The organism is Paenibacillus pectinilyticus (assembly GCF_001700435.1).
In the GTDB taxonomy this organism is placed as follows: domain Bacteria; phylum Bacillota; class Bacilli; order Paenibacillales; family NBRC-103111; genus Paenibacillus_E; species Paenibacillus_E pectinilyticus.
On record NZ_LYPC01000027.1, the window covers coordinates 783,463 to 802,159 of the forward strand.

Annotated in this window: 11 protein-coding genes; 10 read left to right on the forward strand and 1 reads right to left on the reverse strand. The window is 48.4% G+C overall.

All coding sequences use genetic code 11. The annotated features are described in order from the left end of the window. Positions 1-8: 8 nt before the first annotated feature. The 5 genes from A8709_RS25100 (at position 9) to A8709_RS25120 (ending at position 8,236) form a co-directional block, all read left to right on the forward strand. On the forward strand, positions 9-800 hold the full coding sequence (locus A8709_RS25100; RefSeq protein ID WP_065856291.1) for a phytanoyl-CoA dioxygenase family protein: 792 nt from the start codon (positions 9-11) through the stop codon (positions 798-800). Between the two features lie 85 nt (positions 801-885). Further along, complete coding sequence (locus tag A8709_RS25105) at positions 886-1,794, forward strand: aldo/keto reductase (RefSeq protein WP_065856293.1); 909 nt, start codon at positions 886-888, stop codon at positions 1,792-1,794. 42 nt (positions 1,795-1,836) lie between these two features. Continuing rightward, entirely contained in the window at positions 1,837-3,120 is a 1,284-nt protein-coding gene (hisD, locus tag A8709_RS25110; RefSeq protein WP_065856295.1) for a histidinol dehydrogenase, read from the forward strand. Between the two features lie 28 nt (positions 3,121-3,148). Next, the gene (locus A8709_RS25115; protein WP_065856296.1) at positions 3,149-5,374 is read left to right on the forward strand and encodes an alpha-galactosidase; all 2,226 of its coding nucleotides are present in this window, start codon (positions 3,149-3,151) and stop codon (positions 5,372-5,374) included. A 423-nt stretch (positions 5,375-5,797) separates the two neighbouring features. Next, positions 5,798-8,236 carry an exosporium glycoprotein BclB-related protein gene (locus tag A8709_RS25120; protein ID WP_065857352.1) on the forward strand — a complete coding sequence of 813 codons (2,439 nt, stop codon included), beginning with the start codon at positions 5,798-5,800 and terminating at the stop codon, positions 8,234-8,236. A 307-nt stretch (positions 8,237-8,543) separates the two neighbouring features. Here the strand turns inward: A8709_RS25120 and A8709_RS25125 are convergent, their stop codons facing one another. Next, complete coding sequence (locus A8709_RS25125) at positions 8,544-11,270, reverse strand: alpha-mannosidase (protein WP_065857354.1); 2,727 nt, start codon at positions 11,268-11,270, stop codon at positions 8,544-8,546. 251 nt (positions 11,271-11,521) lie between these two features. Between A8709_RS25125 and A8709_RS25130 the strand changes: the two genes are divergently transcribed. From A8709_RS25130 to A8709_RS25150, 5 genes are all read left to right on the forward strand, one after another. After that, on the forward strand, positions 11,522-13,156 hold the full coding sequence (locus tag A8709_RS25130) for a response regulator (RefSeq protein ID WP_065856298.1): 1,635 nt from the start codon (positions 11,522-11,524) through the stop codon (positions 13,154-13,156). Further along, the gene (locus A8709_RS25135) at positions 13,149-14,927 is read left to right on the forward strand and encodes a cache domain-containing sensor histidine kinase (RefSeq protein WP_141692650.1); all 1,779 of its coding nucleotides are present in this window, start codon (positions 13,149-13,151) and stop codon (positions 14,925-14,927) included. Before A8709_RS25130 ends, A8709_RS25135 begins: the two co-directional genes overlap by 8 nt. 214 nt (positions 14,928-15,141) lie before the next feature. Next, complete coding sequence (locus tag A8709_RS25140; protein ID WP_341833438.1) at positions 15,142-16,110, forward strand: ABC transporter permease; 969 nt, start codon at positions 15,142-15,144, stop codon at positions 16,108-16,110. 30 nt (positions 16,111-16,140) lie between these two features. Next, positions 16,141-17,025, forward strand: coding sequence for a carbohydrate ABC transporter permease (locus A8709_RS25145; RefSeq protein ID WP_065856302.1), 885 nt, complete (start codon positions 16,141-16,143; stop codon positions 17,023-17,025). 79 nt (positions 17,026-17,104) lie between these two features. Next, positions 17,105-18,676, forward strand: a complete 1,572-nt coding sequence (locus A8709_RS25150; protein WP_065856304.1) for an extracellular solute-binding protein — start codon at positions 17,105-17,107, stop codon at positions 18,674-18,676. Positions 18,677-18,697: the final 21 nt, after the last annotated feature.

The window sequence follows — 18,697 nt, forward strand, 5'->3', positions numbered from 1 at the left end:
TTTGCGTGATGGAGCTGAACAAACTAACCGCAGAGCAGCAGCAATTTTACGAGGATCAAGGCTATCTACTGGGTCTTCCTGTGATTTTTGTCGGAGAAGAAATGAAGCAGTTACAAGAAGGCTATGCGCAAATTGTCTCGTTATTGCAGGATGATGAGAACCCTTCAGACATCATGGGATGGCATAAAACGAGCCGTTGGCTGTATGACATTTGCGCGCACCCGCAAATCCTTACCTATGTCGAAGGTGTATTGGGTGAAGATTTTTATTTGGCGGCTAGTGAATTTATTACCAAATCGCCGCATTCGGACAAAACGGTTCCCTGGCATCAAGATTCGTATTATTGGTCGACTGCGCTGAATAATACGGTCACCGTGTGGCTGGCTTTTACCGATGTGGATGAAGCTAATGGAGCTATGAAGGTGATACCTGGTACACATAAAGCGGGCATTATTCAACATAAGATTGCTGGGGATGATGCTATTCTATCGTTTGAGCTGGAGCAGGGAACGTTCAGCGAAAAAGATGCGGTATCTATGGTGATTCCTGCAGGTGGAATATCCATGCATGTCGATTCACTCATCCATGGTTCGGGAGTGAACAGTTCCGATCGCTGGCGAATTGGCTTTGTCATCCGCTACTCCAAAACGATGGTGAAGTGGGATCCGAATGTGTACCCAAACTATCAGCTCTATATGATGCGTGGAAAAGACGAATATCAATATCATCCGCAAGGCGAGGTGCCTACGGCGTCTTTTGGCCGTCCTGCCTATGCCAAACGTATTCGCAAGAGGGAATAAGCTTTCGTGTTATGACGCCATAAAGAAAGCGAGATGAGGACTTATTGTAACCGAGAACCAACTGTGGACATCCAGGATCTCACCTTTGACGCTGGGGACTGTGCAGCTGGGTATGTCCTATGGGATTGCGAATCAACAAGGGCAGCCGAATGAAGAAATGGCAGGACGTATTCTAAATGCGGCTATAGATGGGGGCATTACCTGTCTAGACACGGCAAGTGCTTATGGAAACTCGGAACAGGTGCTTGGCAATTATTTCAGACAGCAGTCCCGCTCAGCTACGATCATTTCGAAGCTTATTTTGCACGTGGATACCACGACGACACTCACAGATTTGGAAACTCAGATTGAAGCTACAATCAGCAATTCGATGGAACGCTTGCAGACCGATTGTGTCCCGGCAATGCTGCTGCATCGCCCGAATGTACTCGGCCAATTCGGGGGTAAAATTACCGAATTACTGCAGAAGCAAGTGAAACGAGGCCATATCGGCAAAGTGGGAGCGTCACTTCTCTCATTCGAAGCACGTGATTTCGCAGACAATTGGCAGGAGCTGCAGAATGACTTCTATGAAATCGTCCAGCTACCAATTAATGTGATGGATCGTCGGATGTTTGCAAATGGGACATTCCATCAACTGCAGGCGGCAAAAAAGCTGTTATTTGCAAGAAGCATATATCTGCAAGGACTGTTCTTTCTTTCACCGTCTCAATTGAGTGAACGGTTGGAACAAGCAGCGCCATGGCTGACCCTGCTGCACACATACGCCGAGCAAGAAGGCATGTCGGTGCCTGAATTGGCATTTTCCTATATCCACCACATGCCAGGGATCGCCAGCATTGTGTTTGGGGCTGAAACACCGGAACAGGTCGAAGCGAATATAGCGTTACTGCAAACGCCCGCCATAAGTGAAAAGACCTTAGATTTGCTAGGGAAAGCGTTTTCAAAAGTGCCTGACCAAGTGATAACTCCTTCTATGTGGGAAGTTAAATGAGGGTTATGTTGAAAAAAACTATGATTAGATGAGGAGCTACGCATGATTACCTATCTAAAACAAGGGAATGCTCAGTTAGCAGCAAATGTGTCTAATGAGGAATCGGTATACCATACGGTCAAGGAAGTGATCCGAGAAATCGCCACGAATAAGGATGCAGCGGTTCGCCGTATATCCGAAAAATTTGACCAATGGTCACCTGCGAGCTTCCTATTAAGCCAGGAAGAGATTCAAGAAATTATAGCTCGCGTGCCTGATGCTGTAAAAGAGGACATTCGTTTCGCGCAGCGGCAAATTCGCAATTTTGCGGAAAAACAGTTGGAGACCATCCAGGACCTGGAGGTCGAGACTTTGCCAGGCGTCATTCTTGGACATAAGCATATTCCTGTCAGCAGTGTTGGCTGTTATATCCCCGGCGGTCGTTATCCCATGGTTGCCTCCGCACATATGAGTATCTTAACGGCCAAGGTTGCCGGTGTTCCAAGAGTGATCGCTTGCACGCCGCCGATCAAAGGGGAGATACCTGCCGCAACGATTTGTGCGATGGCCTTCGCGGGTGCAGATGAAATTTATCTGCTCGGGGGTATTCAGGCTATGGCCGCTATGGCGCTCGGGACGGAAACGATCGCTTCCGTCGATATGCTCGTCGGGCCAGGGAATGCCTACGTTGCTGAAGCTAAACGTCAGCTGTTCGGAAAAGTAGGGATCGACCTGATCGCCGGTCCGACCGAAGTGTTGGTGATTGCCGACCACACGGCTGATGCGGAGATGGTGGCTGTTGATTTGCTGGGTCAGGCGGAACATGGACCTACGTCACCTGCAGCTTTGATCACAACATCGGAGAAGTTGGCCAGAGAAACATTGCTAGAAATTGAGAAGCAGCTTCAAGTGCTGCCGACTGCCGATATCGCGGGTGTGGCATGGCGGGATTACGGCACCGTTCTGGTTGTAGATAGTATAGATGAAGCGATTATCGAGGCGGATAAACTTGCTTACGAGCATGTAGAGGTACTGACGGAAGATCCGAATTACTTCTTGGAAAATATGACCAACTACGGTGCGTTATTTCTCGGTCCCGAAACCAATGTCGCTTATGGGGATAAAGCCATCGGCACGAACCATACACTTCCGACCAAAGGTGCTGCTAGGTATACGGGCGGTCTCTGGGTGGGTAAATTTTTGAAAACTTGCACATATCAGCGCTGTACACAGGAGGCAAGTTCGTTGGTCGGAGCCTATGTTTCACGGCTTTGTGAAATAGAGAATTTCATGGGCCATAAAGAGCAAGCCGATCTGCGTGTACGTCGTTTTGGCCAAATAGGTTAGGGTGGATAAATCATTATGAGGTGTCAGTATGCCAATTCTGTACGATGAAACCCATCAGTTGTTCCATCTCCAAACCGCACAGACCAGTTATGCTTTTCAAGTTACGAAATGGGGATTGCTTGCTCACCTATACTGGGGCAAAAGTGTGCGTTCAGACCACCTTCACCGAAATTTGGCTCTTCGCGCCAGAAGCACGGTCTCCCCTCGACCCGACCCGGCTGAGCCGGCGTATTCACCAGATACGCTTCCACAGGAATTTCCGGCTTACGGCGCGGGTGATTTCCGACCGCCAATGTTTGAAGTGCTGCTTGAGAATGGTACTTCGGTAACCGATTTGACGTATCGTTCACATCGAATTACAAGTGGCAAGCCTACTTTAGCGGGCTTGCCGGCGACCTATGTGGAATCGGATGAGGAAGCACAGACGCTGGAGATTGAGCTTTACGATGCACTGATTGGATTGTCCGTGTTCCTTACTTACAGTGTATTTCCAACCTATGATGCGATCACGCGCTCGGTTCGTTTTGTTCATAATGGCAATGAGCCGCTAAGACTCCAGCGGGTGCTGACGATGAGCGTTGATTTGCCACATGCGGAATTCGACTTTCTGCATTTATCTGGCGCGCATCTTCGTGAAAGGGCCATTTACCGGAGGTCACTCACGCCAGGCGGACATACGGTAGAGAGCAGGCGCGGCGTGAGTGGGCATCAGCAGAACCCGTTTGTTGCCCTTTTGTCCAAGGGAGCGGGAGAGGATCAAGGAGAGGTATACGGGTTTAATCTTGTATACAGTGGCAGCTTTCTAGCCCACGCGGAAGTGGATCAGTTCTTTACTACACGGGTACAGATGGGGATTAATCCTTTTGATTTTAGCTGGCTGCTTATGCCAGGAGAGATGTTCCAATCGCCAGAGGCGGTGCTTGTTTTTTCTGATCAGGGGCTGGGTGGCATGTCTCGTATCTATCATCGCCTCTACCGTGACAGACTATGCCGTGGCACTTATCGCCACCTAGAGCGGCCAATTCTGATTAACAACTGGGAGGCTACCTATTTCGATTTCGATGCTGCGAAGTTGGAGCAGATCGCCCAAGAAGGCTCAAAGCTTGGCATGGAGCTATTCGTTTTAGATGATGGCTGGTTCGGCAAACGCAACGATGATCATTCTTCACTGGGTGATTGGGTTGTTGATCAGAGCAAATTACCGGATGGTTTGCAAGATCTTGCTGATCGCATTGCGAGGCAAGGCATGCTGTTTGGACTTTGGTTCGAACCAGAGATGGTATCACCGGATAGTGACCTATACCGCAAACACCCTGACTGGTGCTTGCATGTACCGGAGCGGCGGCGTACAGAAAGCCGGAGTCAACTGGTGCTTGATATGTCTCGTAGCGACGTAGTCGAATACGTTGTAGATGCCGTATGTAAGGTACTTGAAAGCGCACCGATCGCTTATGTGAAGTGGGATCTCAATCGTAATTTCACAGAGATTGGCTCGCAGCTGCTGCCGAAGGATCGACAGAGAGAGACCGCGCATCGGTACATGCTCGGTTTGTATCAGACACTCGAACGCATCACTTCCAAGTTTCCTCATATTTTATTCGAAAGTTGTGCGGGTGGCGGCGGACGATTCGATCCAGGCATGCTTTATTACATGCCGCAAACCTGGGCAAGCGATAATTCGGACGCCATTAGCCGGCTTCAAATTCAGTACGGCACAAGCCTAGTCTATCCCCCCGTAACAATGGGGGCGAATGTATCCGTTGTGCCCAACCATCAAATTGGTCGGACGACTCCACTGCAAACCCGCGGCTATGTGGCCATGTCAGGTTCATTTGGCTATCAGCTCGATTTAACGAAGCTGTCGGAAGAGGAGAAATTTGCTATTGGCGAACAAGTTGCCTGCTATAAACAAATCAGGCGCATCGTGCAATTTGGTGATTTCTATCGATTGTTAAACCCTTTTGAGGCAGAAGAAGCGGCATGGATGTTTGTAACGGAGGATCGTCAAGAAGCCGTAGTTTTCTACTTTCAGGTTCAGGCCGCTATTGCGGGTCCAATAAAGAGGCTGCGTCTTAAAGGATTAAATGAACAAATCGATTATCGATTAATAGCTGGGGAACCATTAGCCGGACCGGGTGACAGTTATGGCGGTGATTATCTCCAGCGAGTTGGTTATGTGCTGCCAGCTCTCAAAGGAGATTACCAAAGCTTAATGTTTCGTCTAACAGCCATTGAATCATATAAAGTGGAGTAGATTGAGTAAAGTCGTCAAGAAATTGACGGCTTTTTTGCTATTTCAATAGCTTCGCAGATTTTTTTGCGTGGTTTTAGCGCCATATGTTCATCTAATAGTCAGTTTAGTCTAGCAATCTACTAAAAATATACGTTTCTACTAGGGTAACTGTACAAGCTTCAGCGAGACTTTCTGCTTATATTATATAGATCACAAAATACTATTTTCAAGGAGGAAACGACATTGTCAAAACGATCTAAAGTCGAAAAATTGCTGGATCAACTTGATATCGAAGATATCGAGAAGCTCAAGATCGAGTACTTCAATGGTCAGAAGGAAAAGTTATCGTTTGATGAAGATCAAAATGAAGCTGAAAGAGAAGAAATGATGAATGAGTGGCTCGACAGTATTAACTGGGTTTTTGTAAAAGAATTCAAGGTTAAAATGAACAACGGCGCTGAACTAGAGCTGGAATTTGGCGGTAGTGGTGGAGCAACAGGAGCAACAGGAGCAACAGGAGCAACAGGAGCAACAGGAGCAACAGGAGCAACAGGGGCAACAGGAGCGACAGGGGCAACAGGAGCGACAGGGGCAACAGGAGTAACAGGTGCGACTGGAGTGACAGGTGCGACTGGAGTGACAGGTGCAACAGGTGCAACAGGTGCGACTGGAGTGACAGGTGCAACAGGTGCAACAGGTGCGACTGGAGTGACAGGTGCGACTGGAGTAACAGGAGTGACAGGTGCGACTGGAGTGACAGGTGCAACAGGTGCAACAGGTGCGACTGGAGTGACAGGTGCGACTGGAGTAACAGGAGTGACAGGTGCGACTGGAGTGACAGGTGCAACAGGTGCAACAGGTGCGACTGGAGTGACAGGTGCGACTGGAGTAACAGGAGTGACAGGTGCGACTGGAGTGACAGGTGCAACAGGTGCAACAGGTGCGACTGGAGTGACAGGTGCGACTGGAGTAACAGGAGTGACAGGTGCGACTGGAGTGACAGGTGCAACAGGTGCAACAGGTGCGACTGGAGTGACAGGTGCGACTGGAGTAACAGGAGTGACAGGTGCGACTGGAGTGACAGGTGCAACAGGTGCAACAGGTGCGACTGGAGTGACAGGTGCGACTGGAGTAACAGGAGTGACAGGTGCGACTGGAGTGACAGGTGCAACAGGTGCAACAGGTGCGACTGGAGTGACAGGTGCGACTGGAGTAACAGGAGTGACAGGTGCGACTGGAGTGACAGGTGCAACAGGTGCAACAGGTGCGACTGGAGTGACAGGTGCGACTGGAGTAACAGGAGTGACAGGTGCGACTGGAGTGACAGGTGCAACAGGTGCAACAGGTGCGACTGGAGTGACAGGTGCGACTGGAGTAACAGGAGTGACAGGTGCGACTGGAGTGACAGGTGCGACAGGGGTGACAGGTGCAACAGGTGCAACAGGAGTGACAGGTGCGACAGGGGTTACAGGTCCAACAGGAGCTACTGGTGTAACAGGTCCAACCGGATTAACAGGGGCAACAGGAGTAACTGGAGCAACGGGACCTACTGGGGGAGCAACAGGGGACACAGGTGCAACTGGTCCTACAGGAGCGACAGGCGCAACAGGTCCAACAGGAGCAAATGGAGTAACTGGTGCAACAGGAGTGACAGGCCCGACAGGAGCAACAGGGGCAACTGGTGATCCAGGTTTAGCAGGAGCGACAGGCGCAACAGGTCCTACAGGAGCAACTGGAGTAACTGGTGCAACAGGAGGGACAGGCCCGACAGGAGCAACAGGGGCAACTGGTGATCCAGGTTTAGCAGGAGCTACAGGTGCAACAGGTCCGACAGGAGCAACTGGATTAACTGGTGCAACAGGAGGGACAGGTCCTACAGGAGCTACAGGGGCAACTGGTGATCCAGGTTTAGCAGGAGCGACAGGTGCAACAGGTCCTACAGGAGCAACTGGATTAACTGGTGCAACAGGAGGGACAGGCCCGACAGGAGCAACAGGTTTAACTGGTGCAACAGGAGCAACCGGAGTAACAGGTCCGACAGGAGCAACCGGTGTAACAGGTCCTACAGGAGCAACAGGTTTAACTGGTGCAACAGGAGCAACCGGAGTAACAGGTCCGACAGGAGCAACAGGTTTAACAGGAGCAACAGGTCCTACAGGAGCAACCGGAGTAACTGGCGCAACAGGAGTTACAGGCCCTACAGGAGCGACAGGCGCAACAGGTCCTACAGGAGCAACAGGTTTAACTGGTGGAACAGGAGCAACCGGTGTAACAGGTCCGACAGGAGCAACAGGAGCAACAGGTTTAACTGGTGCAACAGGAGCAACAGGTCTAACTGGAGCAACAGGAGCTACAGGTGTAACAGGCGCAAATGGAACAGGAGCTATTATTCCATTTTCATCGGGATTACCAGTTACGTTAACGACGATTGCAGGTGGATTAGTTGGAACGACAAGTGTGGTTGCATTTGGTAGTAGTACTGCAGGCGTCTCATTAATTGGCGGTACCATTGATGCCGTGGCTTTGACCAACATGGCCTTCTCTGTGCCGCGTGCTGGTGTTATTTCCTCGATGGCTGCTTATTTGAGTATAACAGCTGCCCTTTCACTTGTTGGCTCTACCGTAACTGTAACAGCACAACTATATGAGTCAACCACACCAGATAACTTATTCACACCAGTACCAGGAGCAATAGTCACACTCGCGCCAAGCCTTACTGGTGTTGTCGCGATCGGAGCCGTCTCAAATGGTCTTACGACTGGACTTTCAATTCCAGTTACTGCCCAAACACGACTTCTCATGGTTTTCTCTTGTACAGCCGCTGGCTTGAGTCTCCTCAACACAGTTGTTGGCTATGCAAGTGCAGGTCTTGAAATCGTATAAGAACATTTCGGAAACTTAGTTTAACTGGTAAGCGAACAGTAGATGATTCCTGTTTTTACACAGGGGTCATCTTTTTTTTTCATGACATCTGGGGTGATTACTTCTACATGGAAACTTGAATGAGGTTTGTTCGAGGGGTGCCGGTGTACTGGTATGAAAGAGAATGAGGGGAGTTCCAAAGGGTTTTTGCCCGAAATGAAATAAGACCTTCACAATTGCTTGAAAATAATACAAGGTCAGCCGATGATTATCGTCTGACCTCGTATTGTAATGACCGCTGTACCCCTCGCTTTTGTCAATCCTTCAGTTACGCTAATATTCCAATTGTTGTAATCTTATAACCACCCACCTGGATAATCTCCCCTGAAACTTCTGTGCGATGTTTTTCTAATATGTCACTATGATACATAGGACAAGGGGAATCACGAAGAATTCGAAGCTCCGTTGAGTTGCGAGAGAGATTATACCACCTGGCTATGAAATCGCCGCGTTCTTCGCTTATTTTCAAATTTGAGAAGGCTAGGCCAGTTCCTTCCCAAGCCAAAAAGGAATGAATAGGGGGGAGTGAGCCTTCCTGAACATCTGTCTGGCAGATAGTATGTGGAACAGGGAATTGATAGGCATGCCGATACGCTTCGAACCTGTCAGCCCCGCCAGTATGCGGAATGATCATCCATTCGGCCTCATTACGGCCAAGACATTGAGCATCTGGTGTCAAGAAGACACCCCAATCTCCAAGCTCCCCGACCGCACGCAGAATCGTCACGGCAATCGTACCGAGATCGTCCTGCAGCACTTCGTATTCATTCAAGCCTTTGCCTGCAATGACTAATCCTCGGTTTTCTTCCTGGACATCGACAAACGTCTGCATGTGCTGGCAGTGACTCGGATTTTCCCACTCGGGAGCAGGAACCGTCTGTCGTTCAGCCACTTCGAAGATGGAGTCCGCATAATGAATGGCTGCCTGTACACCGGAAGGGAACAGCACACGCAGACGATGATCGGACGCTGGATTGTCTATGACTGCACGGACACGCACGCCTTGTCCCGAACGATCCAGACTAATAGTCGTCTGGATGACAAGTGTGGCGAGCTCCTTGCTGCGCTGCGCTTGACGTTCGCGAAATGATACCATCGTAGCGATCTCCTTAGCAAGTCGCTCATCAGCCTGTTTCGGAATATCCAACCGATGCGTGATCTGAATAGCTGCTCGATAAGGTGTATCCTCGACGATACGAATGTCGGCTTGCAGGCCGCGGGTTGTGATCGGCAAATCACCGTTTGGCTGCTTAAAGATATATTCATTGCCGATGTCGCCTGTATTTTCGTATATACCGATCCGTTCGAACAATTGGCCGCTTCTTTTATCCAACACTGTGTAGCTGCCGTCGGCTTCTATGGACACTTGTAGCAGGTCATTTTCCAGTGTCGAGGGGCTTGTTACCAAGGAGGTCATTTGAGCACCTCTAGCTGCTGTTGAAACCGTTCGATCGGAAATCCAAGCGAATGTCGCGTAACCCATTGTCGGAAGCTCGCGTGCTTCGAAGGTTAATCGCAACGTGCGAGCCATGTAAGGCTGACGGAAACGATCGTTCGGAAGCTGATAGCCGAAGCGAACGCCCAAGTCCTCCATGGTATGCGCGACGGGCTGACCATTGGCATCGATCAGGTATCCTTCGGCATGTGAGTTTTCACACACATGTCGCGCTATGGCAACAGGGTCCTCGCTCTGATCAAAGAAGCGCTGGGCCAACTCCACTTCGATGGTTACGACGCCAGCCCCGGCATATCCACTTGTATTGAACAAGAGGAACGGGGCTGCCGATTCCCCTAACCCAGTGAAGTCAGTGGTGTCCACCTGCTTAGCAATGGAGGCCACACGTTCCTTTACGAGGGAGCGTGCGACTTCCATGCTTTTAGCAAAGCGGGTCTTCATCTCCGGATATACCTCATCAACACTACATCCGCAGATGCTGTCGTGAGGATGGTTCTGCATCAACGTTTTCCATGCGTATTGCAGCAACGCATGTGGATAGGGCTGGCCTAGCTGATGAGCAAAGGCAGCAATAGGTTCTGCCACTTTTTCCAGCAGTGTCTGATTCTGCTGGTTGAGTTGTTTGATAGGAATGCGCGCCGAAGCGGTATTGACAAGCGTGAACCAGCCGTCCGTCCGCTGCCCGCGAAGTTCGCCGCGCGTCACGCTCAGGTCGGGCGGGACATCTTGCTGCAACTGTTTGATATAGGCATCAAAGCTGCTGTGAATGAAGGTATATTCTGGAAATAACTCTCTGGCGACCTGGAGCGCTGCGGTCAGATCGGTTTGCACGGGTTGGTGGTCGCAACCGTTCATGAGCAGCAGGTGAGGCGTTGAAGCGTATCGCTCTGCCATCGCAAGTCGATGCTCCCAATAGGGTTTGGCGAGAAGCGGGTCTACTGGAATTTCCATACCGTTGTTATACCAATTCGCAAACAAGATGCCAAGCACTCGGGAACCGTCTGGAGCCTCCCAGTGCAACTCCGAGAAGGGGGATTCGAGACCTGAGCTTTCTTCGACCTTGTTGTTGAAGCCTGTCGCCTTAACGCCACGGCCAAATACAGCAGACGAAATACCTGCCTGTGCCAACAGCTGCGCAGCCTGTCCCATATTACCGAACGAATCGGGAAAATAGCCAAGCTTTGAGAGCGAGCCGAAAGCAGCCGCATCCTTGTGTCCGATTTGCAAATTGCGGACGTTGGCTTCACTGCTGGTCAGGAATTCATCCTGCAACACATACCACGGGCCGACAGAAAGCTTCCCATCCCGGCTAAGCTGACACAGGAGTTCCCTTTTTTCTGGATATACCTGTAAGTAATCTTCCAATATAATGGTCTGTCCATCGAGATAGAAGCTTCGGTATTCGGGATCGTTCGCAAAGGTATGAAGTAGTGTATCCATATTTTCAATCAGTTTAACATGATGGGCTTCGTAGGGCATATACCATTCCCGGTCCCAATGCGTATGGGAAATGACATGAACAACTTTGTTGGATGACATCATTGGTGATTCCTCTTTTCCAAGTCATAATGTAGTTACGCTCTCATTCTAAAGATTCTGACAGACTACAAACAATGAGCGAAAATTAACTTTTTAAGGTGATTCTTAGCTATTTTGCAAGGGGGGAGTTTCGAGGACAATTTTCACCTATATAAGTTTAATAATGTCACATTGCTTTGTATGGTTCAGTCGTTCTATGATGGAACCATCTATGTTTCCAACCAAGTCAGCTTGGAGAAAGGCGGTGCCCGATGCGTGTTCTGATTGTGGATGATGAAATGGGAATCCGGGAAGGCTTGCATAGTTTTTTTCCATGGACGACTTACGGCATTACAGAAGTATGGATGGCGGAAGACGGGGATACGGCGTTAGCCTTGGCACTTGAACATAAACCTGAATTAATCATAACGGATATGAAAATGAAAAGGATGTCAGGGCTCCAGTTGCTCGACGCACTACTAAAGGAGGCGGATTTCTCCTGGAAGGCTGTTGTTGTCAGCGGGTATGACGATTTCGAAATCGTCCGCCAAGCCATGAAGCTCGGTGCCTTCGACTATTTGCTGAAGCCGATTAATACGTCGGAACTCGGCCAAGTGATAGAGAGAGCCATTTCTCAACTTGAGAGGGAACGTATAGACAGGCATAATCAAATACTGCTCAACAGTCATGTAGAAAATGCGCTGCACAAGATGAGTGAAGAGCTGCTGAAGGAAATCGTAGAACAAGAGTACGATGTTTATCGGGAATCGAGAATTATTCACCGCTTGCAGACACTGCATCTGGAATGGATTGCTCGCGACCGCATAACGGTGATGATCATAGAAGTGGATGATTTAAAGGCATTAGATAACAAGAAAGGTTATCGCAACGAGAAAGAGCTGATTCTGTTCGGAATTGGTAACGTTGTCAAACAAACGGTGGATGAAGAATATAGTCAAGCATTCGTTTCTTATGAAGATGTCAAGCATAGGTGGGTCGTTTTGCTGCAATGTCAAGATGTTTCGCAATGGGAGAAGGGTAAGTCATTAGCGATGATCTGTATGGAAAGAATCGAGACTTATGTCAAAGTAAAGGTAAGTATTGGGCTATGTCCGACGCTCGTCAGCTTGAAGCAGCTTCACGCTGGATACGTGGAGACAGGTGAAATTCTGGAGCAAAAAGCGCTTTACGGAGGGAACCGGTTGTGGACTAGCCATGAATGGGAAGAGAAAATGGAGCCGAGTGACCCCTCTATCCGTACATCCGATGAGGTGATGGACTTGGTTCGATATGGATCGGACATGGATATCGTCATGGCTATGGACAGGTTCGCTGATCTATTTAATCCATCATCCAGCTCGCATATCAAAGATGTGCAGCAGAATATTTTTGAGTGGCTTCTTTCAATATTTAAGAAGGCTGTCTCGTTGGGCTGGTCCGATAGAAGTTGGGAGAGAAATCCCATAGCGATTTGGGATCAACTGGAACAGTACGATACGCTGGATTCGTTGCGTGTTCAGGTCCAAGCGTTTTTGCTTGCGATTGCGGATGACTTCAGAAAGCAAACCTCTTCGCCAAGCCGACTTATTCAGGAAGCGGAGAAATACATTCAAGCGTCATATGGCGATGGCCTTACGCTGCAAAGCGTGGCCGCCGCGATTTATGTGACTCCTGTATGGCTGAGCAAGCTATTTAAAAAAGAAAAGCAGATGACGTTCTTGGAGTACGTTACCGATGTGCGAATGGAGCGAGCCAAGAAATTGCTCGGTGATGTGCAGTATAAAATTTATCAAATTGCCACCATCGTTGGCTACAAGGACCCGGTCCACTTTGCCAAGCTGTTTAAGCGAGAGATAGGTTTGACGCCGAAGGAATATCGCAGGCTTCAGGGGATTGATGATGAATAAAGCATCCTTTCGGAGGCTGAACTCCTTTCGTAACCGTGTCATTCTAATATTTTTCATGATCATAATCGTGCCTTTTCTTTTGTTTGCTTATTACACGCATATTAAATCGATTGAAGGCATATCCAATGCGAATACGGGTATTTCACTAAGCTATTTACTGCAAACCAAGAAAAACTTCGAATTGTACCTGACCAAGCTAAATGATCAAATTAACGAATTGATCGGCAACAAACAGATTCAGGAATATCTGGAGAAGCCGCCGCAAACGTCACAGGAGGAAGAAAGCTTTACGGTCAACATGTTAACCAGCCTGTATCAAACGATTCCCTCAATTGATGCTTTCCGAGTTCATGTATACCCCATTCGGCCGTCCTTGTATCCCACTTATATGTCTACAATCGGTGAATCGGCGGAGCTTGAGAATGAGGCATGGTTTCAACGTTCCAAGGCGTCGGTATCGCCGACCTGGAACCTGTTTATGCCGCAGAAAGGGAAATATGCCAAACCATTGATTACGTATATCAAGCGGTTCTCAGGCTTATATGATCAGATTCCCCGTGGCATTGTATCCACTGATTTATCAGAGGATCAGTTGAAGCGATTTTTTACTCCTGCGGAACAAATGGTGGGACAAAAACTGCTTCTACTGAACGAACAGGGCATCGTTGTTTTTGATTCCGTTGATAATAAATGGACCGGAGAACGTGTGCCAGTGGAGTCCTTCTATGAGCTGATGAAGTCAGGTTCGAGAGCTACTGGATCCATTGATATTCAAGGCACCGCCTATTTGCCGACGTATTTGCGCATGGATAATGAACCATGGACGATTGTAAGCCTAACGCCGCTTGCGGAGTTAACTGGGACGATTCGAGAAATTAACAGGTTGTTCATTATCTTCCTAGTTGTTTATTTGATCGGCTGTATGTTCGTCGTGGTGTACTTGACGATTTATTTCACGCAACCCATTGCGCAGCTTGTTCGGCATATGCGCAAGGTTGATAAGGAGGATCTGCAGCACCTGCATCTCTCCTCATCTCGTAAGGACGAAGTTGGCTGGTTGTATCGGGAATTTGACAGTTTGATCCACAAGATTGAAGGTTTGGTGGAAGCAGCCTCTCTTTCGGAACGAAAGAAGAAGGAGCTGGAGTTTCAGGTATTGAGTCATCAAATTAATCCGCACTTTCTCTACAACACGTTAGAGTCGATCCGCTGGAAGGCTGAGATTCATGGACGCAGTGAGATTAGCGAGATGGTGTCGGCTTTGGGCAATTTACTGCGACTTAGCTTGAATCAAGGGAAAGAGATTACGACGCTGGGCAGGGAGATAGAGCAAGTCAAAGCGTATGTCTGGATCGAACAGGCTCGGATGGGGAAGAATGTGCGCATCTTGTATGCCTTCGATGATGAAACACTGGAACTTCCGTTCTTGCGGCTGCTGCTGCAGCCTCTGATCGAAAATGCTATTCAGCATAGCATCCGCGACAATTTCGAGAAAAGGAAAATCTTACTATCCGGCCGCAGAGAAGAGGACGATATCATCATAGAAATCGCTGATAATGGAGAAGGTATTCCCGAGGAAACGTTAAGGAAATTACATGAAGATACCGATGGAAACGTCATGTATGCCCAGTCACACAAGGGTGTAGGCTTGCGGAATGTAAATGACCGTCTCCGATTATATTTTGGCGATAATTACAAGCTAACGATTGAAAGTGGGAAGGATATCGGAACGAAGATTACCATCAAGCACCCTATACTGAAGGAAGCTTAGCTGAGGCCCATTACAACCTTGCGCAGTGCGCATTCATGCCCGACATGAAGCCACTGCGCAAGGAAGTTATGGGTTTTTTTGTGCTGAATAAGCGATGTGAAGCAGTTAGTGGAACAGGCTAAATTTGCACTGTAAAGTTTATGTTTGGCTCATGGCGGCTTCAGGCGTATAGATTTATGATACATGTATACCAAATGAAGAGAGGTAAACGGCTATGAAAACTATGACTGTCACGAAGCCTGCCCGCTCTGTTGTCCTGAGAAAAAATGGCGTACTGAGGGAGCTGATTCGTCACCGTACGCTGCTGCTCATGTTCCTTCCTGTGGCAACGCTGCTTCTACTGTTTAATTACTTGCCATTGGCCGGGCTGGTCATCGCCTTCAAAAATTTTGATTTCTCGAAAGGTATTTTCGGAAGCGATTGGATGCATCCTTGGTATGAAAACTTCAACTACTTGTTGTCTTCGTCCTTGGCCTTCCGGGCTGTCCGCAACACGATCCTGCTCAATCTGTTGTTCATTGCTGTCGGTCTAATTTTCGAAGTGGGGCTTGCGCTGATGCTCAACGAGCTGAGGAGTAAATATTTCAAAAGCATTGCGCAGTCCCTTACGTTTCTGCCATTTTTTATCTCATGGATTGTCGTCGGCGTGTTCACGTACAATCTGCTGAATTTCGAGAGCGGAGCTGTTAACCGGGTTCTGGAGGCGATGGGCTTTGACCCAATCAACTTCTATAGCGCACCGGCTTTATGGCCAATCATCCTTACAATCGTCATTCGTTGGAAAGTAACTGGTTACGGTACGATTATTTATTTGGCAGCACTGACATCGATTGACAACTCTTATTATGAGGCAGCAGCGATTGACGGCGCATCGCGTTGGCAGCAAATTCGTTATATCAGCATTCCGATGCTAAAACCAACCATCCTGATTCTCACGCTGCTAGCCGTTGGTAGAATCATGAACGCCGATTTCGGTATGTTCTACGCGATGGTGGGAGACGCTTCACTGCTCTATCCGACAACGGATGTTATCGATACCTTGGTGTACCGAAGCCTTCGCAAATCAGGCGATATCGGCATGGCATCAGCTGCGGGCTTCCTACAATCGGTCGTCGCATTCGTACTCGTATTGAGCAGCAACTATGCAGCGCGCAAGGTAGATAAGGACTCGGCTATATTCTAAAAGCTAGCGAGCAAGGAGGTAGAAAGTGGTATGCAGGTGAGAAAATTTTCATTCCAGCAAAGTCTGATTATCGTAGGGATTGCTCTGTTTAGTTTATCATGCTTATTCCCTTTCATCATGGTCATTTCAGGCTCATTGAGTACGGAACGTGATATTGTGCAATTCGGATATCGGCTAATCCCCAAACATGTGACTTTGGATTCCTATCGTATTCTATTTCTCGGCTCAAATCGAATTGTGAACGCTTACGGCATTAGCATTCTGGTTACAGTGGTCGGCACAGTCCTATCCTTGCTTGTCACGAGTATGGGAGCCTATGTCATGGCAAGAAGATCGTTCAAATACCGTAACATTCTATCGGTCTATGTCATTATTACGATGTTGTTTAACGGTGGGCTAGTTCCGTGGTACATCATTTGTGTGAGATATCTGGACCTAAAGGATACCCTATGGGCGCTCATCCTGCCACCGCTTGCCAATGCGTTTAATTTGTTCCTAATGCGCAATTTTATGTTATCAATTCCGGAGGATTTACATGAATCCGCTAAGATGGACGGCGCAGGCGAGTTCCGGATATTTTCTCAACTGATTATACCGCTCTCAACGCCGGTACTGGCAACCATAGGATTGTTCGTAGCACTAGGTTATTGGAATGATTGGTTTCTTGGGCTGATGTTTGTTGATAAGCAGGAGCTTCAACCCCTGCAACTCCTATTGCGAACACTCATTTCTAATGTGGATTTTCTCAAAAGTTCCAGCAACGCTGCGGCGATGCAGCGAATTTCCGCACAAATTCCGTCGGAGTCGATCAAAATGGCTCTAACGATCGTGACGATCGGTCCCATCGTATTCTTGTACCCTTTCTTACAGCGTTACTTCGTCAAAGGCTTGATGGTTGGTGCTGTAAAGGGTTGAAACGAGTTCTTGTATGGCTATAACAGCTCTGGCTGTGTAGTATATAATCAAATCAAATTGATTCAGGGGAGATGTCCGAATGCAACGAGGAAAAAGAAAGCTGATGATGACGGTTGCGCTTACGATGCTAGTTGGTTCTGCGTTGGCAGGATGCAGCGGGGATAAAGAAGCGGAGCAGCCAAGCAGCAAGGCGACTTCTACGGGGACCGAAAAGGGGACAGCAACGCCTTCGGCGACGGAGAGCAAGGAAGAAGAAGTAACGCTGAAGCTGTACTTCGGTGGCGATAAGAAAGCAGCTACGGACGAGGTATGGAGCAAAATCAGTGAATATGTAAAGTCAAAAGGTCTAAATGTCAAATTTAATGTGAATTTCATACCATTTGGTGACTTCAAGGAAAAAATGCTAGTTATGGCTGCGTCAGGCGACAGCTGGGATATGAACTTTGACGGCGATTGGTTATCTTACAAGCAGATGGCGGCTAAAGGCTCATACATGACGCTGAATGATTTGCTTCCGAAGTATGCACCGACGCTTTACAAGAAATATCAAGATCAAGGAACGTTGTCTGCAGCGACAGTAAACGGCAACATTGTCGGTCTCCCTTGGACGATGCGTATGAACGAGCGCAAATTCATTGGCTGGCGTTCTGACCTTACCAAGAAAGCTGGCATTGATATCGCCCCGGATTCGATTAAAACGATTGAAGACATCGACGGCTTGCTGCGTAAGCTGAAACAAGCGTATCCGAATGAGAAGCTGTCTCGCACAACGCCGCTGTCCCTCGAGATGATTCGCGATGAGTGGGTCGATCTGAACTTTCACGGGCTGGGCTTTTATTTGAAGGATCCAAAACTTACCGTGATGCCTGTGGAGACACAGCCATTCTTCAAAGAATCGGCGATTCTGGCCAAAAAGTGGTATGACGATAAGCTGATCAATCGCGATGCGATGATCGACAAAGAGGGTGCTGAAGCTCAGTGGCGCAACGGTAAGCTATTATTCACAATTACATCTCACGAATGGGCGAACGCTGACCCAGGATTTACAGATCCGTCATATAAGCAGGATATGTCGGAGGCGTATCCTGATAAAAAATTCGTAAACCGGACAGCTTTAGCTAACGTTGTCGCAATCAACCGTAATTCTAAGCATCCGGATCGCGTGCTTCGTTTGCTGGAAATGTTTGAGAAGGATAAAACACTGTATGACTTGCTTCAGTACGGAATCGAAGGCAAGACGTATGTCTTGAATGGCGAAACGGCCGAATATCCGCAAGGTATGCAGTCTTCGACGAGTAACTACATGGAATGGGGCGGCCAATGGGCGTTCTGGAAGCCGCAATTCATGCGTCCGACGCAGACCTATAGTAAAGACTTCTGGGTGAAAGAAGCTGAATTTGCCAGCCAGCCTAACAATGTGAACTCTCCGATTGATGGACTGTTCATTGCGGAAGATTCGATGAAGAGCGAGCTCGCTAAGCGCGATCAAGTATCGGATGAAAGCAGCAAACCGATCGAATACGGTGTCGTTAAAGATGTAGACAAAGCTGTGGCTGATTACATTCAGGCACAAAAAAATAACGGTCTGGATAAAATCATTCAAGAAACGCAAAAACAAATCGACGCCTATCTGGCAACACAGAAAAAATAACTAGCAGAGAGAAGCCAGTCT